General features: G+C 65.5%; 15 protein-coding genes and 1 pseudogene. 7 read left to right on the top strand and 9 right to left on the bottom strand.

The window, feature by feature from the left end:
• Positions 1-26 precede the first annotated feature (26 nt).
• Positions 27-1073 carry a glycosyltransferase family 4 protein gene (locus AUL36_RS04835; RefSeq protein WP_058635191.1) on the bottom strand — a complete coding sequence of 349 codons (1047 nt, stop codon included), beginning with the start codon at positions 1071-1073 and terminating at the stop codon, positions 27-29.
• 123 nt (positions 1074-1196) lie between these two features.
• Between AUL36_RS04835 and AUL36_RS04830 the strand changes: the two genes are divergently transcribed.
• The gene (locus tag AUL36_RS04830) at positions 1197-2375 is read left to right on the top strand and encodes an NAD-dependent epimerase/dehydratase family protein (protein WP_062218552.1); all 1179 of its coding nucleotides are present in this window, start codon (positions 1197-1199) and stop codon (positions 2373-2375) included.
• Between the two features lie 109 nt (positions 2376-2484).
• Here AUL36_RS04830 and AUL36_RS04825 read toward each other — a convergent pair whose 3' ends face one another.
• Both AUL36_RS04825 and AUL36_RS04820 read right to left on the bottom strand, forming a co-directional pair.
• Positions 2485-3876 carry an MFS transporter gene (locus tag AUL36_RS04825; protein WP_062218550.1) on the bottom strand — a complete coding sequence of 464 codons (1392 nt, stop codon included), beginning with the start codon at positions 3874-3876 and terminating at the stop codon, positions 2485-2487.
• Positions 3877-4018: 142 nt separating this feature from the next.
• Positions 4019-4345, bottom strand: a complete 327-nt coding sequence (locus AUL36_RS04820; RefSeq protein ID WP_062218548.1) for an antibiotic biosynthesis monooxygenase family protein — start codon at positions 4343-4345, stop codon at positions 4019-4021.
• Positions 4346-4601: 256 nt separating this feature from the next.
• Here AUL36_RS04820 and AUL36_RS04815 point away from each other — a divergent pair, with 256 nt between their 5' ends.
• Positions 4602-5420, top strand: coding sequence for a lytic murein transglycosylase (locus AUL36_RS04815; protein WP_062218541.1), 819 nt, complete (start codon positions 4602-4604; stop codon positions 5418-5420).
• Positions 5421-5544: 124 nt separating this feature from the next.
• Here the strand turns inward: AUL36_RS04815 and AUL36_RS04810 are convergent, their stop codons facing one another.
• Positions 5545-6426, bottom strand: a complete 882-nt coding sequence (locus tag AUL36_RS04810; protein ID WP_082655569.1) for a glutathione S-transferase — start codon at positions 6424-6426, stop codon at positions 5545-5547.
• Positions 6427-6687: 261 nt separating this feature from the next.
• On the opposite strand from AUL36_RS04810, the gene AUL36_RS04805 reads away from it, so the two are divergent.
• The 5 genes from AUL36_RS04805 to AUL36_RS04785 all read left to right on the top strand — a co-directional run bounded on the left by AUL36_RS04805 (position 6688) and on the right by AUL36_RS04785 (position 12452).
• A complete protein-coding gene (locus AUL36_RS04805; protein ID WP_374700736.1) occupies positions 6688-8274 on the top strand; it encodes a peptide ABC transporter substrate-binding protein in 1587 nt (528 codons plus the stop codon).
• 262 nt (positions 8275-8536) lie between these two features.
• On the top strand, positions 8537-9460 hold the full coding sequence (locus AUL36_RS04800) for an ABC transporter permease subunit (RefSeq protein ID WP_058601377.1): 924 nt from the start codon (positions 8537-8539) through the stop codon (positions 9458-9460).
• Positions 9457-10377: an ABC transporter permease gene (locus AUL36_RS04795; protein WP_058601376.1), complete on the top strand. Its 921-nt coding sequence runs from the start codon at positions 9457-9459 to the stop codon at positions 10375-10377. Before AUL36_RS04800 ends, AUL36_RS04795 begins: the two co-directional genes overlap by 4 nt.
• 4 nt (positions 10378-10381) lie before the next feature.
• Entirely contained in the window at positions 10382-11413 is a 1032-nt protein-coding gene (locus tag AUL36_RS04790) for an ABC transporter ATP-binding protein (protein ID WP_062218539.1), read from the top strand.
• Positions 11406-12452 carry an ABC transporter ATP-binding protein gene (locus tag AUL36_RS04785; protein WP_062218537.1) on the top strand — a complete coding sequence of 349 codons (1047 nt, stop codon included), beginning with the start codon at positions 11406-11408 and terminating at the stop codon, positions 12450-12452. The genes AUL36_RS04790 and AUL36_RS04785 overlap by 8 nt, the downstream gene beginning before the upstream one ends.
• A gap of 33 nt (positions 12453-12485) precedes the next feature.
• Here AUL36_RS04785 and AUL36_RS24525 read toward each other — a convergent pair.
• The 5 genes and pseudogenes from AUL36_RS24525 to AUL36_RS04765 all read right to left on the bottom strand — a co-directional run bounded on the left by AUL36_RS24525 (position 12486) and on the right by AUL36_RS04765 (position 16110).
• Positions 12486-12686, bottom strand: a pseudogene (locus AUL36_RS24525) (type II toxin-antitoxin system HicA family toxin).
• Positions 12686-12931 carry a DUF1902 domain-containing protein gene (locus AUL36_RS04780; RefSeq protein ID WP_062218601.1) on the bottom strand — a complete coding sequence of 82 codons (246 nt, stop codon included), beginning with the start codon at positions 12929-12931 and terminating at the stop codon, positions 12686-12688. Before AUL36_RS04780 ends, AUL36_RS24525 begins: the two are co-directional and overlap by 1 nt.
• 78 nt (positions 12932-13009) lie before the next feature.
• Positions 13010-13801 carry an ATP-binding cassette domain-containing protein gene (locus AUL36_RS04775; protein ID WP_058601373.1) on the bottom strand — a complete coding sequence of 264 codons (792 nt, stop codon included), beginning with the start codon at positions 13799-13801 and terminating at the stop codon, positions 13010-13012.
• A gap of 2 nt (positions 13802-13803) precedes the next feature.
• Positions 13804-14880, bottom strand: coding sequence for an ABC transporter permease (locus tag AUL36_RS04770; RefSeq protein ID WP_058601372.1), 1077 nt, complete (start codon positions 14878-14880; stop codon positions 13804-13806).
• A 204-nt stretch (positions 14881-15084) separates the two neighbouring features.
• Entirely contained in the window at positions 15085-16110 is a 1026-nt protein-coding gene (locus AUL36_RS04765; RefSeq protein WP_058635272.1) for a sugar ABC transporter substrate-binding protein, read from the bottom strand.
• Positions 16111-16147: the final 37 nt, after the last annotated feature.

The following is a 16147-nucleotide window of genomic DNA, read 5'->3' as shown; positions in this document are numbered from 1 at the left end:
AAAGGCGGGCCTCGTCAGCATTCCTCTCAAGCCGCCATCTTCTGCCAGATGGAGGGTGGGATGGGCACGAGATTGCTTTCGAATTCGCGCGAGCAGCGCTCCCAGCTATAGGTCTCGGCATGGCGGCGGCAGCCGGCGCGGTCGATCTCCAGCGCTTGGAGCGCGGCCGAGCGCAGGTCTTCCGACAGGACCGCATGGGGCGTGCCGCCCACGATGTCCATCGGGCCGGGAACGGGGAGGGCGGCCACCGGGGTGCCGCAGGCAAGCGACTCCAGAACCACGAGGCCGAAGGTCTCGAAGCGCGAGGGGAAGACGAAGACGTCGGCCGCCGAGAAATGCTCGGCGAGCGCCCGGCCCGTTCGCCGCCCCAGGAAATGCGCCTGCGGGTAGCGGCTTTTCAGCCCGTCCAGCGATGGCCCGTCGCCCACCAGAACCTTGGAGCCCGGCAGGTCGAGCGTCAGGAAGGCGTCGAGATTCTTTTCCGGCGAGATGCGGCCGAGATACAGAAAGATCGGGCGCGGCAGGGACAAAAAATCCGGGTCGAAGCCCGGTTCCTCGCGGCAAGGGGTGAAGAGGTCGGTATCCACCGCGCGGCCCCAGCGGCGGATGTTGTTGTAGCCGCGCTCGGCGAGTTCGTGCTCCAGCGTCTCGGTCTGCACCATGATGCCGTTGCCGCCATTGTGGAACCAGCGCTGGAATCCGTAGGCGAGCGGCGAGCCGACGCCGATCCGCTTCTCGAAATAATCCCCGAAGCGCGTGTGGAAGGATGTGGTGAAGGGAATGCCGCGCCGGCGGCAATAATGGCGCGCGGCAAGGCCGATCGTGCCTTCCACCGGAATATGGATCGTGTCGGGCTGGAAGTCCTCGATGATCCGGCCGAGGCGGCGGCCGAGCGTCATGGCGAGGCGCACTTCGGGATAGCCGGGGGCTGGCAGGCTGGCGGAGAAGTCGGAGGGTGTGACCATCCGAACCTCGTGGCCGAAGCGCCTCAGCCATTCGGCCGTCGTGTCGAGCACGCGGACCACGCCATTGATTTGAGGGGGGGCTGCATCAGAAGCTATCAGAATACGCATGTCGCGCTCTTTCGGCCTGAGAAAATGCCGGTCCGATTCCTGCCGGACCTACGCAATGCTAGACCTTGCGCCAGATACTAGCGTCAAGACGCATCCGGGAGAAATGTTCGAGGTGTTCCGGTCATGAAGGTAATCGTTCTCGGCGGTGATGGATTCTGCGGCTGGGCGACCTCGCTCCACCTTTCGGCCGAAGGCCACGAGGTGACGATCGTGGACAATCTCGTGCGTCGGCGCACCGACGAGGAACTGGGTGTCCAGAGCCTCACCCCGATCCGCCCCATGCCCGAGCGGCTCCAGGCGTGGCGCGAGACGCGCAACTCGCCGATCGAGTTCGTGGAACTCGACGTCGCCAAGGATTACGACCGGCTGGAGGCGCTGTTCCGACGCGTCGCGCCGGACGCGATCGTCCATTTCGCCGAGCAGCGCGCCGCGCCCTATTCGATGAAGTCGCCTTGGCACAAGCGCTACACGGTGGACAACAATGTCAACGCCACGAGCGCGGTGCTCTGCGCCATGGTGGAGGCCTGCCCTGAGGCGCATCTGGTGCATCTGGGCACGATGGGCGTCTATGGCTACGGCAAGACCAAGGGCATGACGATCCCCGAAGGCTATATCGAGGCGACGCTGCGCTCGGCCGGCCAAGAGGCGAATGTCGAGATTCTCTATCCCGTCGATCCCGGCTCGATCTACCATATGACCAAGACGCTGGATCAGCTTCTGTTCCAGTATTACGCCAAGAATGACGGGCTCAAGATCACCGATCTGCATCAGGGCATCGTCTGGGGCACCTCGACGCCCGAGACCGATCTCGACGAACGCCTCGTCAACCGCTTCGACTATGACGGCGACTACGGCACGGTTTTGAACCGCTTCCTGATGCAGGCGGCCATCGGCCATCCGCTGACGGTGCATGGCTCGGGCGGTCAGACGCGCGCCTTCATTCATATCCGGGACACGGTGCGCTGCATCGCGCTTGCCATCCGCTCGGCGCCCGAGCGCGGCGCGCGCGTTCGCATCATGAACCAGATGACCGAAACCCACCGCGTGCGCGATCTCGCCGAGATGATCTCGCGCATGACCGGCGTTCCCGTGGAGCACCGCGACAATCCGCGCAACGAGATGGCGGAGAACGATCTCGTGGTCGCCAACGACACGCTGATCAAGCTCGGCCTGGAGCCGACGCGCCTGTCGGACGGCTTGATGGACGAGGTCGTGCGTGTCGCCGAGAAGCATCGCGAGCGCTGCGATACGAGCCGCATCGTCTGCTCCAGCCTCTGGATCAAGCCGCTCGCGGCGGAATAGGCCGGCAGACCCTCGGGGGATTTCCGGCGACGCTGAGCGGGTCGGCAATTCGACCCTTGTTACAAAAAATGGGCCAGCCGAAGCCTGTCCGCTTCGGCTGGCCTTTGTTCTATTCCGCCGGGCGTCCCACCGCGCCGGAGGGCTCGCCGTCGCGCTCCACCCGGCGCAGGGCGCTGGGCACGATGCCGAGCGCGGCAAGGCCGGTGGCGCAGCCGAGCGCCGCGCCGATCGCATGATCGGGCACGAGACCGAAGATCACCGCCAGCAGCGCGACGCCCATGGACTGGCCGACGAGACGCGCGGTCGCCTGAATGCCGCTCGCGCCCCCGGAGCGCTCGCGCGGCGCGCTGGAAATCAGGATCTTGTTGTTGGGCGACTGGAACAGGCCGAAGCCGAGGCCGGCGAGCGCCAGACGCCAGATCAGATCGAGATTGCTCGGATTGGCGGGCAGCAGCGTCAGCGATAGGAGGCCCGAGGCGAAGATGGCAAGGCCCAGCGCGGAAAGGCGGCCGGGCTCGCGCATCCGATCCGCCAACCGGCCCGAGACGAAGGCTGCGAGCGCCGTCGTGATCGGCCAGGGCGTCATCAGAAGGCCGGTCTCGGACGCGCTGCGGCCGAGCGTGTCGTGCAGGAAGAAGGGCAGGGCGACGAAGGCCAGCATCTGCGCGGCGAAGGAGAGGATCGAAGTCGTGGCCGAGAGCGCGAAGATGGGACGGCGCAGGAGGTCGATCGGCAGCATGGGCGCGGTGAGCGAAAGCTGCGTGCGCGTGAAGACAATGCCGACGAGGATGCCGGCCCCGATCAGCGCCAGCGCCAGCAGTGGCCCTTCCGAATGGCCGAGCGCGTTGACGCCCGAAATCACGAGGCCGAAGGTCGCGGCGCTGAGCAGCGTGCTGCGCAGGTCGAAGCGCTCGCCAGACAGGGGCGTGGCGGGCAGCGTGCGCGCGCCCACCAGAAGCGCCACGAGGCCGATCGGCACATTCACCAGAAACAGCGCCTGCCAGGGCGCGACGGCGAGGATCAGGCCGGCGATGGTCGGCCCCGTCGCGGAGGCGACGCCGACAATGACCGCGACATTGCCCACCGCCCCGCCCAGCATGGCGCGCGGAAAGATGAAGCGCACCAGCGCGATATTGACGGACATGATGCCGGCCGCCCCGAGGCCCTGCACGGCGCGCGCGGCGATCAGCAGGTCGAGCGAGTTCGACACCGCGCAAAGCAGCGAGGAGACCGTGAACAGCGCCAGTCCACTGAGGTAAACGCGCTTGTAGCCGATGATCTCGCCGAGCTTGGCCAGCGGCAGGAGAACCATGGTGACGGCGAGCTGGTAGGCATTGACGATCCAGACCGCATCGGCTGGCTGGATGCCGAAATCGCTGGTGATGGGCGGAAGCGCGATATTGGCGATCGCTCCGTCGAGCACGCCCACGAAGAGCGTCAGCGCCACGGTCGCGAAGGCGAGCGAGCGCTGTGGTTGAGGAAGTCCGTCGGCTGGCTGCATGGGGAATGATCCGCGAAGGTTTGACCTCGCGGGTCGCGTCGCGGCCCGTGGGGCGTCAGATGTAAGCGTCAGATATAAAGGCTGACGCGATGCGTCCAGATCGGACACACCGCCCGCAGCCGGAAAGCGGCCGGCCCGTGGGTCAGGCGGCTTCCTCGCGGCCGATGGTCTGGATCACCTCGAAGCCCTCGAATTCGGGATGGCCGAGATAAAGCGGCTTGGTGCCGCCCGCGCCGCGATGCGAGGCACGAAAGGCCTCCGAGCGCGTCCAGCCTTCGAAATCCTCCCGGCTCGCCCAGATCGTGTGGGAGGAATACAGGTGATGATCCTCCCGCTCCGGACCTTTCAGGAGGTGGAACTCGACGAAGCCGGGCACCTCGTTCAGATGCGATTCCCGGTTCTTCCACAGCGTCTCGAAATCCTCCGCCGCGTCCTTGATGACCTTGAAGCGGTTCATGGCGATATACATCGTTTGGCTCCGGCTGGTGCTGCGGGTCTCACATAGGGCAGACCGCCCGTGGCCCCAAGTCCGCGTCGGTTCCTGCCTCATCCTCGCGCGATCGTGAGGACCGGCAAAACTTCGATAACCCTACGCAAACCTTTCCATGTCCTTTATGAGGCGGACTGACGACCTTATGCGAGCGCCCATGGCTGCCCCTTGTTCGTGGGATGGCCGGGCCTTTTGCGGCGCTCGCGAGCGAACACTAGATATAGGAACAGCCATTTTGCGCGTCCTCCACACACTGAAAGCCGCGGCGCTGGGTGCCGCCGTTCTCCTTTCGGCCTCGCCCGCTTTCGCGCAGGCCTGCGGCAACGGCCCCGGCGGCTTTCCGACCTGGCTCGAAAGCTTCAAGCGCCAGGCCGCCTCGCAAGGCATTTCGCAGAACACGCTCCAGACCGCACTCGGCGGCGTCACCTATGACAGCAAGGTCATCGGCCTCGACCGGAACCAGAAGAGCTTCAAGCTCTCGCTGGACCAGTTCATGGAGCGCCGCGCACCCTCGTCTTTCGTCAAGAAGGGCAAGGGCATTATCGCGCAGAACCGCGATCTCCTGAACCGGATCGAGCAGCGCTTCGGCGTCCAGAAGGAAATCCTCGTCGCGATCTGGGGCATGGAAACGGGCTTCGGCGCCAATTCCGGCAACATGAACATCTTCCGCTCGCTGGCGACCCTGTCCTACGACTGCCGCCGCTCGGACTTCTTCACGGAAGAACTCCTGGCCGCGCTCCAGATCGTCGAGCGGGGCGACAAGAAGGCATCCGACATGAAGGGCGCCTGGGCCGGCGAGATCGGCCAGACGCAGTTTCTGGCCAAGAACTACCTGCGCTACGCCGTGGATTTCGACGGCGACGGCCGGCGCGACCTCATCCGCTCCAAGGCGGACGTTCTGGCCTCCACCGCCAATTTCCTCAAGCAGCACGGTTGGATCGCGGGCGCGGGCTACAATCCGGGCGAGCCGAACTTTGCGCGTCTGGAAGACTGGAACCGCGCCGTGGTCTATCAGCAGGGCCTCGCGCTCTTCGCCTCCAAGCTGGCGAACTGAAGTCGGCCTGTCGCCCGTCTTTCGCGCGGCGAGGGCGGGCGACGCGGACGCGCTTCTTCGCATCCGCACGAGTGTCACGCAAAACGCCCTGTCGATCGCGGAAATGGCCGCGATCGGCCTGACGTCAGACGCTCTGGCCGCGATGCGGCGCGGCGAGCCGCCCTGCCTCTGGAAACGGCTGCGGCCAGCTGCGCCTGCGACTTTGACCGCCATGGCTGAGCACGGGATGACTCGGCCGGGCCGGGCGATGTCGGCATGGTCGAGCGACGGCCGGTCGGTCCGCGTCGAGTTCGGGATAGCGACGGAAAATGCCGTTCTCGTTGAACGGGATGCGCCGGGAACTCGCGAGGTAGCGGGCGACGGGGGGATGTTGCGCGACCCGGTTTCGGATGTCCCAAATGTGCCGGTAGCGGCTTTCGATATTCACCATCCGCCGGGGGAAGGCATAGCGCAGCCCTTCCAGCACCTGAAACAGGCCGAGATCGGCTTGGCTCATGCGCTCGCCTACGAGCCAGCCGGAGCGCTGGGGATTGCCGGCGGCAATGCTCTCGAACCAGCCGAGAAATTTGGGGATCCGCTCTTCGCGGAACTCCTGCGAGCGCCGCCGGGCTTCGAGGGTCTGGTCCTCGTAGTAGAGGCCGACGCCGATCGGGTGATGGGTGTCGTGCGCCTCCGCCACGAGATCGGCCGTGGTGAGGGCGATCGAGCGCGCGAAGAGCCGGTCGCTCTCGTCCTGCGGCACGAGCCCCAGCTCCTCGGCGCAATAGCTGCTGATTTCGGCCGCCTGCGACACGAGACGATTTCCGTGGATCAGAAAGGGCGGCGCGAAGGGCCGTCGCTCGGCCTTTTCCATCAGCCGCATCATCGCCGCAACCCCGCCGCCTTCGGTGTCTGCCAAGCGCGCGACATCGCGATAATCGGCCTCGGCCGCTTCCAGAACGAGGCGTGGAAATTCGCCGCGTCCTTGGATTTGCGGCCAGTAATAAAGATCGAACCGTTCGCCCATCGTTAAGCCTCCCGTTACGGCCGCCAATGCACAGCCGATCGGCTGGGTTGCAGGGGAGGGCGGTTCAATTTGACAGCTTTCGTTAAAGGAAGAGGCAAATTCCCCAAGGTTAGAGTTGCTTATGAGTGGGTGCCTTAAATTACGACAGCACTACTGACCGAGCAAAATGTCATCATAATGCTGCTGGACAGAGCCATATCGGATATGATTGAAGGCCCGCTTCCAGGCCGTCAGCCGGCCACATTCCGGGGAGGTTCTCCTTTGACGATTCATGTCCGCACCCTTCTGGGCGCCGCTTCGCTGGCAGCTCTCATGGCCATGGGCTCGGCCCATGCCGCCACGCTCAACGTGCAGAATGGCGGCGACGTCACCTCGCTCGACCCGCAGCAGATGTCGGGCGACTGGGAAAACCGCGTGGCGGGCGATATTTTCGAAGGGCTCGTGACGGAAGACGCGCAGGCGCACCCCATCCCCGGCATGGCGGAAAGCTGGACGATCTCGGACGACGGCCTCGTCTACACGTTCAAGCTGCGCGACGGCGTGAAGTGGTCGGACGGCGAGCCGGTCAAGGCGTCGGACTTCGTCTTTGCCTTCCAGCGCATGATGGACCCCAAGCGCGCGGCCAAATACGCCTATCTCCAGTACCCGATCAAGAACGCGCAGGCGATCAACAAGGGCAAGCTGGACGACATGAGCCAGCTCGGCGTCAAGGCGCTGGACGACAAGACGCTTCAGATCACGCTGGAAAACCCGACGCCGTTCTATCTCGGCGCGCTCACCCACTACACCGCCTATCCGCTGCCCGAGCATGTGGTGAAGGCCAAGGGCGATGCCTGGGTGCAGATCGGCAACATCGTCACCAACGGCCCGTACAAGCCGGTGGAATGGGTGCCGGGCAGCTACGTGCTGACCGAGAAGAATCCGAACTGGTACGGCACCGCCTCGCTGAAGATCGACGGCACCAAGTTCTTCACGCTCGAAGACCTGCCGGCCGGCCTGCGCCGCTATCGCGCGGGCGAGTTCGATATTCTGACCCAGTTCCCCGGCGACCAGTACAAGTGGCTGCAGGAGAACATGCCGGGCCAGGCGCATGTGACGCCCTTCGCCGGCCTTTATTATTACGTCCTGAACAGCTCCAAGCCGCCGCTCGACAATGCCAATGTGCGTAAGGCGCTGTCCATGGCCGTGGTGCGCGAGGCCATCGGCCCGCAGATTCTGGGCACCGGCGAACTGCCCGCCTATAGCTGGGTTCCGCCCGGCATCGCCAATTACGAGGGCGGCCCGGCCTATGTCGAGTGGAAGGACATGCCGCAGGGCCAGAAGATTGCGGAAGCCAAAAAGCTTCTGGAAGCGGAAGGCTATGGCCCGTCCAAGCCCTTGAAGCTCCAGCTGCGCTACAACACGGACGAGAACCACAAGCGCGTCGCCGTCGCCATCGCCTCCATGTGGAAGCCGCTCGGTGTCGAGGTCGAACTCGTCAACAGCGAGGTGAAGGTTCACTACGCCGATCTGCGCGCCGGCGAGTTCCAGGTCGGCCGCGCGGGCTGGCTGGCCGATTACGACGATCCGACCAACTTCCTCGACCTGCTCAAGGGCGGGATCGAGATGAACTACGGCAAGTGGAAGAACGCCGAATACGACAAGCTGCTCGATCAGGCCCAGACGACGCTCGATCTCAAGGCGCGCGCCGGCCTCCTGAAGCAGGCCGAGACCATCGCGCTGAAGGACACGGCGGCGATCCCGATCTACTACTATGTCACCAAGAACGTCGTTTCCCCGAAGATCTCCGGCTTCGAGGACAATGTGAAGGACATTCACCGCACGCGCTGGCTGTCCAAGGCTGAGTAAGGCTCGGGATCAGCGAGGGGAGGGCGCTTGGCGCTCTCTTCTTGCGCCGCGCGGCCGCGCCGGATCGGCTGCCGATCGATCGGGCGGCCACGGAGCCGAGCGCAAGGTCGCTTCCTCTTCGGCGCGATGCCGCGCTTTTTGCCCCTTCAGGCCGCCTTCGCGGGCCTCCCGGGCCGAGCTTCATATCTGGAAAACGACGCATCCCGCTGCGCTGGCACCATCCCGGCGAAGCGGCCGATGCCCTTTTGGAAACCTTTGAGCGATGCTGTCCTTCGCCCTTCGGCGTCTTCTGACGTCGATCCCGGTGGTGCTGATCGCGGTCACCGCCTGCTTCTTCATTCTGCGACTGGCGCCGGGCGGCCCGTTCGATCAGGAACGCGCCCTGCCGCCCGACATTCTGGCCAATCTGCGCGCCCACTACAATCTCGACCTGCCGCTATTTCAGCAGTACCTTATGTATCTGGGCGGCCTCCTGCGGGGCGATCTCGGCCCCTCCTTCGTCACGAAGGACTTCACGGTCGGCCAGCAGATCGCCATCGGCCTGCCCTATACGCTGGTGCTCGGCGGCTCTGCCTTTCTGGTGGCGCTCGTGGTCGGCACGGTCGCCGGCGTCTATGGCGCGCTGCATCAGAACAAGGCGTCCGACTACTGGATCGCCGCCGTCATCATGATCGGCGTCGTGGTGCCCAACTTCCTCGTGGCGCCGATCCTTCAGCTCCTCTTCGGCATCAAGCTCGGCTGGTTGCCGGTGGGCGGCTGGGGCGACGGGTCCTGGCCGCATCTCGTCTTGCCGGTCTTCGTGCTCGCCTTTCCCCATGCGGGCCGCATCTCGCGCCTCATGCGCGGCTCGATGATCGAAGTGTTGAACTCCAACTATATCCGCACCGCGCGGGCCAAGGGCGTCGGGGCCCGGCTCATGGTGACGCGCCATGCCATCAAGCCGGCGCTCACTCCGGTCGTCTCCTATCTCGGCCCCGCCGCCGGCCATCTTCTGACCGGCTCCATCGTGGTGGAGCAGATCTTCGGCATCCCCGGCATCGGCCGCTACTTCATCCAGGCCGCTCTGAACCGCGACTACGGCATGGTTCTGGGAACGGTCGTCTTCTACATGGTGCTGATCGTGGTTCTGAACCTGCTCGTCGATCTCGCCTATGCCTGGCTCGATCCGAGGGTGCGCGCCCGATGACCCTTTACGTCGATAAGCGCGAGGCGCTCGAACCCTTCGTGAACCACGAGACGGACGCTCTTCAGGGCAAGCCGCGCTCGCTGATGCGCGACGCCATGCGCCGGTTCCGCTCCAACAAGGCGGCCATGCTCTCGCTGGCCGTTCTCCTCCTCATCGTGCTGGCGGCCGTGATCGGTCCCTGGCTCATTCCCTTCGATTACGAGACGCCGGACTGGGCCGCCTTCCGCGCCCCGCCCTCGTTCGAGACCGGACACTATTTCGGCACGGATCAGAACGGCCGCGATCTCCTCGCCCGCACGCTCTACGGCACGCGCGTCTCGCTTCTGGTTGCGCTGATCGCCACCAGCGTGTCCGTCGTCGTCGGCATTCTCTACGGCGCGACGGCGGGGTTTCTGGGCGGGCGCATCGACGCGGCCATGATGCGCTTCGTCGATGTCATGTACGCGCTGCCTTACATTCTCTTCGTCATCCTTCTGATGGTGATCTTCGGGCGCAACGTCTATCTGCTCTTTGCCGCCATCGGCCTTCTGGAATGGCTGACCATGGCGCGCATCGTGCGCGGGCAGACGCTTTCGTTGAAGGAACGGGAATTCGTGGAAGCGGCGCGCGCCTCGGGCGTCTCGTCCTTCGCCATCATCCGCCGGCATATCGTGCCCAATCTCGTCGGCCCGGTGGTGATCTTCGCGACCCTCACCATTCCCGAGATCATCGCGACGGAAAGCTTCCTGTCCTATCTCGGTTTCGGCGTTCAGGAGCCGCTGACCTCGCTCGGCACGCTCATCTCCGAAGGGGCGGACACGCTGGAAATCATGCCCTGGCTGCTTCTCTTCCCCGGCGGCGTCCTCGTCTCGCTTCTGCTCTCGCTCGCCTTCATCGGCGACGGGCTGCGCGATGCCTTCGACCCGAAGGACCGGTAATCCCATGACACCAGACACACCCACACCCGTCCTGTCCCTGTCGAACTACTCGATCCGCTTCGCCACGCCCGACGGCGAGGTGCAGGCGGTCAGCGATCTCTCCTTCGACGTCCATGCCGGCGAGACGCTGGCGATCGTCGGAGAATCGGGCTCGGGCAAGTCCCAGACCTTCAACGGCGTCTTCGGGCTTCTGGCCAAGAACGGGCGCACCGAAGGCGCGGCGAAGCTGGAGGGCACGGACCTTCTGACGCTGCGCGCGCGCGATCTCGACCGCGTGCGCGGGCGCGACATGGCCATGGTCTTCCAGGACCCGATGACCGCTCTCAACCCGGTCTTGAAGATCAAGCGGCAGCTGGCCGAGACGCTGGAAGTCCACAAGGGCCTGAAGCGCCGCGCGGCGGAAGCCGAGGCGCTGGCGATGCTCAAGCGCGTCGGCATTCCCGACGCCGAGCGGCGCATCGAGCAATATCCGCACGAATTGTCGGGCGGCATGCGCCAGCGCGTCGTGATCGCCATGGCGCTTCTGTGCCGGCCCAAGGTCATCGTTGCCGACGAGCCGACGACGGCGCTGGACGTGACGATCCAGGCGCAGATCCTCGACCTCTTCGCGGAACTGACGGGTGACAAGACGGCGCTGGTTCTCATCACGCATGATCTCGGCGTGGTGGCGGGCGTCGCCGATCGCATCGCCGTCATGTATGCCGGGCGCATCGTGGAGGAGGGGCGCGTGGAGGATGTTTTCGCCGCGCCCGCCCATCCCTATACGGCCGCACTTCTGGGCTCCATCCCGCGTGTGGATCGGGACGCCGGGGCCGTCGAGCCCATTCCCGGCCGCCCGCCCAACCTGATCCGCCCCCCATCCGGCTGCGCCTTCCATCCGCGCTGCACCTTTGCCGTGGACCGCTGCAAGGCCGAGCGCCCGCCTTTGGAGCGTGTGGCGCGCGAGGGCGCGGGGCCGCGCCGGGCCGCCTGCTGGCGCGCCTTCGTGGACGCCGCCAAGGGCACGGCCGCGCAAGGAGACCTCGCCCATGTCTGAGATCAAGACGGAATTCCTCGACGTTCGTCATCTCTCGACCGAGTTCAAACTGAAGGGCAAGGGCTTCTTCCCGAAGGTCCAGACGGTGAAGGCCGTGCGCGACATATCCTTCACGGTGCGGGAGGGCGAGACGCTCGGCATTGTCGGCGAGTCCGGCTGTGGCAAGTCCACGCTCGGCCGTTCCATCCTGCGGCTGGTCGAGCCGACCGCCGGTCAGGTCGTCTGGCAGGGGCGCAATCTCGCCGAACTCTCCGAGGCCGAGATGCGCCGGGCCCGGCGCGACCTCTCGATCATCTTTCAGGACCCGATCGCCTCGCTCGACCCGCGCATGACGGTGGGCGAGATCATCGCCGAGCCGCTGCGCGTCGCCGAGCCCGGCCTGTCGCGCGCCGAGCGCCGCGCGCGGGTGGAAAAGGTCATGGGCGAGGTCGGGCTGGTCTCCGACATGATCAATCGCTACCCGCATGAATTCTCGGGCGGGCAGGCGCAGCGCATCGGCATCGCGCGCGCCATCATCACCGAGCCCAAGCTCATCGTCTGCGACGAGCCGGTCTCGGCGCTCGATGTCTCGATCCAGGCGCAGATCGTCAATCTTCTGGCGGACCTGCGCCGTAGGCGCGGCCTGACACTGCTCTTCATCAGCCACGATCTCTCGGTCGTGCGCCTCGTCTCGGACCGTATCCTCGTGCTTTATCTCGGCCGCGTGGTCGAGGAGGGGACGCGGGCGGAGGTCTTCGAGAACCCGGCGCACCCCTATGCGCGGGCGCTTCTCTCGGCCGCGCCGATCCCGGACCCGGCCATCGCGCGCACGCGCAGGCGCACCGTCCTGCAGGGCGATCCGCCGTCACCCGTCAACCCGCCGTCCGGCTGCGCCTTCCGCACGCGCTGCCCGATTGCCGAAAGCGTCTGCGCCGAAGTTCCGCCGGACCTGACCCCCGTCTCCGACACGCACCGCGCCGCCTGCCATTTCGCGGGCGAAGAGGCCGCCCAGCGGATGAAGGCGAAGGAAGCGTCGGGGCTGGTGGCTCTGGCGGGGTGAGCGCGGAGCCGAAGGCCATCGAAGCTTGATGCCTTAAAACGCCTTCGGCAAACCCGCCTGCTTCAGGATGGCGTTGGCCGTGTGCCGACTGGCGACGCCGACTTGCACCGGAAACGAATGGTTCGTGACCGGACTATGCTAGATTTCGTGGCTGCCCTTCCCCTGTCGCAGGAGATAGCAACCTGCCGCCAGAAGGAGGTGGCGAAGGTCTCGGTCGAAGGTTCGGGGTGCCATCAAGCTGCCGCGGCATGAGACACGATATCCTGCAGGACGCTCAATTGCAGGAAGACGGAGGACGGGTCGAGACCCGGATGATTGTCCGGCAGGAGATCGGCGGCCATTTCCGACAGGCGAACCAGAAGAAGGTCGAGGCTTTCGGCTTCCGCCGTCATGGGAACGGCATCGCAGGTGCCGACCCACACATCCGCCTCTTCGTCCCGAAAGGCCGTTACCGTGAAGATGGTCGGGCGCTGGCTCATGGTGCGATCCTCATGAAAACGGCTCCGAAGATAGAAACTTCGGAGCCGCAATCCTAGAGCCGTTCCGTCGTCGGGCGATCAGGCCGCCATCATCTCCGCTTCCGGCGTCTTCGCGCCGGTCATCAGCGCCACGGCGTCGGACATGGAGATGGACTTGGGGTCCACCACGCAGAGGCGCTTGGACAGGCGGTGGATGTGGATGCGGTCGGCGATCTCGAAGACATGGGGCATGTTGTGCGAGATGAGCACGATGGGGAGGCCCCGCGAGCGCACTTCGAGGATGAGGTCGAGAACCTTGCGCGATTCCTTCACGCCGAGCGCGGCGGTGGGCTCGTCGAGGATCAGCACCTTGGAGCCGAAGGCGGCGGCGCGGGCGACCGCCACGCCCTGGCGCTGGCCGCCCGAGAGCGTTTCCACCGCCTGGTCGATGTTCTGGATCGTCATGAGGCCGAGTTCGGAGAGCTTCTCACGCGCGATCTTGCGCATCTTGGGCTTGTCGAGCATCCGCAGCCATTGGCCGAGCGGGCCGGTGCGGCGGATTTCGCGCCCCAGGAACATGTTGTCGGCGATCGAGAGGGCCGGCGACAGCGCGAGCTGCTGGTAGACCGTCTCGATGCCGGCGTCGCGCGCGGCCTGCGGGTTGGCGAAGGAGACCGGCTTGCCGTCGAGCAGGATCTCGCCGGCGTCCGGCGTCACCGCGCCGGACAGGGCCTTGATCAGGGTCGACTTGCCGGCGCCGTTGTCGCCGATCACGGCGAGGATTTCGCCGGGATAGAGGTCGAAATCGGCGTTGTCGATGGCCACCACGCGGCCATAGCTCTTGCGAAGATTGCGGGCGCGCAGGACGGGTTGGGTGCCGAGATGGGACATGGTCAGGCCGATACCTTCCGGATCCACTGATCGGCCGCGACGGCCAGAATGATGAGAGCGCCCACGGTGAGGCGGGTCCATTGCGGGTCGGTGCCGTAGATGCGCAGGCCCATGGCGAAGACGCCGACGATGAGAGCGCCGACCAGCGTTCCGATCACCGAGCCGCGACCGCCGAAGAGCGAGGTGCCGCCGATGACCACCGCCGTGATCGCCTGGATATTGGCCTCATAGCCCGAGGTCGGCGAGACGGAGCCGATGCGCCCGATCAGGGCCCAGCCGGCGAAGGCGCAGATCAGCCCGGATACGGCGTAGACGGAGATCAGAACCTTGTTGGAGCGGATGCCCGACAAGCGCGCCGCGTCCTCGTCGTCGCCAATGGCGTAGACATGCCGGCCCCAGGCCGTGTTGTTGAGGATATAGTAGAAGAGCGCGACGAGCAGCAGGACGGAGACCACTGCATAGGTGAAGACCGCGCCGCCGATCTGGAACGTGTTGCCGAGGAACTGGAGAAGCGGAGCGGCCGCTTCCACGTCCTGTGCACGGATCGTGGCGTTCTGCGTGTAGATGAAGTTCACGGCCTCGAACACGAACCACATGCCGAGCGTCACGATAAAGGGCGGCAGGCGCACCTTGGCGACGAGAACACCGTTGATCGCGCCGCACAGCGTGCCGACCGCGAAGCCGATCAGAAGCGCGAGCGGGGCGGGAACGCCGTTCACCACGGCGAGATTGCCCATGATGACCGAGGACAGGACCATAATCGCGCCGACCGAGAGGTCGATGCCGGCGGTCAGGATGATCAGCGTCTGCGCGACGCCGACGATGCCGACGATCGCCACCTGCTGAAGGATCAGCGTCATGGTGAAGGCGTTGAAGAAGCGCCCGCCGATCAGCGATCCGAAAATGCCGATGCCGACCAGAAGCACGATCACCGGCACCATGGTCGGGTTGCCGTGCAGGAAATGCTGGAGATGCTGAAGGGGCGTGCGCTTGTGTCCGCTGAACTCGGCGACGCGCGTGTCGCTCTTGTTCAGCTGGGACTCGAATTCGCTGCCCTTGGGAGTGGTCGTCTCGCTCATGCGCCAAGGCCTCCGGAAGGGTGTGAGATCGCTCGAAGCGGGGCTAGCGCCCCGAGCCCCCGCTATCCTTCAAGACGCGTCCCGAATCGAACGGGACCGAGCGCCTCGACTGATCCGGGGCACGCCGTCAAAGGAGGAGGGGACCAAGGGGCATCGGCCCCTTGGCAAAGGTTGCGGGGGGAACGAACGCCCCCCGCGATGGGCTCAGCCCCAGCAGGCCTTGGACGCGGCTGCCGAGTCCATGGACTTCACGCCGTCCACCGGCTTGTCGGTGACGAGATCGACGCCCGTGTTGGTGATGTCGAGACCGGCCGAAGCTTCTGGCTTCTTGCCCGATTCGGCGAAGGTCTTGACCGCCTCGACGCCCATCGCCGCCATTTTCAGCGGATACTGCATGGAGGTCGCGCCGATGACGCCGGCCTTGACGTTGGCGATGCCGGGGCAGCCGCCGTCCACCGAGACGATCGTCACCTTGTCGGCGACGCCCAGGCTCTTGAGAGCCTCGTAGGCGCCGGCGGCGGCCGGCTCGTTGATCGTGTAGACGAGGTTGATCGAAGGATCCTTCTGGAGAAGATTCTCCATGGCCTGACGGCCGCCTTCCTCGTTGCCGTTGGTGATGTCGTGGCCGACGATGCGCTTGTCGCTTTCGTCACCGACGATGGCCTTGTCCTTCACGTCGATGCCGAACCCTTCCATGAAGCCCTGGTCGCGCAGGACGGCGACGGAGGGCTGCTGCGGGGTGAGGTCGAGGAAGGCGATCTTGGCGTTGGCCGCTTCCGCGCCCATCTTGGCCTTGGCCCACTGGCCGATCAGCACGCCGGCTTCGTAATTGTCGGTGGCGAAGGTCGCGTCGGCCGAGTTCAGCGGCTCCAGCGGCGTGTCCAGCGCGATCACGATGAGGCCCGCGTCGCGCGCCTTCTTGACGGCGGGCACGATGCCCTTGGTGTCGGACGCGGCGATCAGAATGCCCTTGGCGCCGCCCGCGATGCAGCTTTCGATCGCCTGCACCTGGCTGTCGGAATCGCCGTCGACGCGGCCGGCATAGGACTGCAGCTTGATGCCGAGTTCCTTGGCCTTGGCCTCGGCGCCTTCCTTCATCTTGACGAAGAACGGATTGGTGTCGGTCTTGGTGATGAGACAGACAGTCATCGGGCTCTGGGCCGAGGCCGAGCCGGACAGCGCGAGAAGACCGAAGGCGCCCACGGCGGCGGACGCAAAGAGATGACGCAGATTCACCAGAAACCCTCCCGAGAATGACCAGCCGCTC

It is taken from the genome of Aureimonas sp. D3 (assembly GCF_001463805.1).
Classification (GTDB): Bacteria; Pseudomonadota; Alphaproteobacteria; order Rhizobiales; family Rhizobiaceae; genus Aureimonas; species Aureimonas ureilytica_A.
The sequence above is the reverse complement of the archived record's forward strand: the minus strand, read 5'-3'. Positions and strand labels throughout refer to the sequence as shown.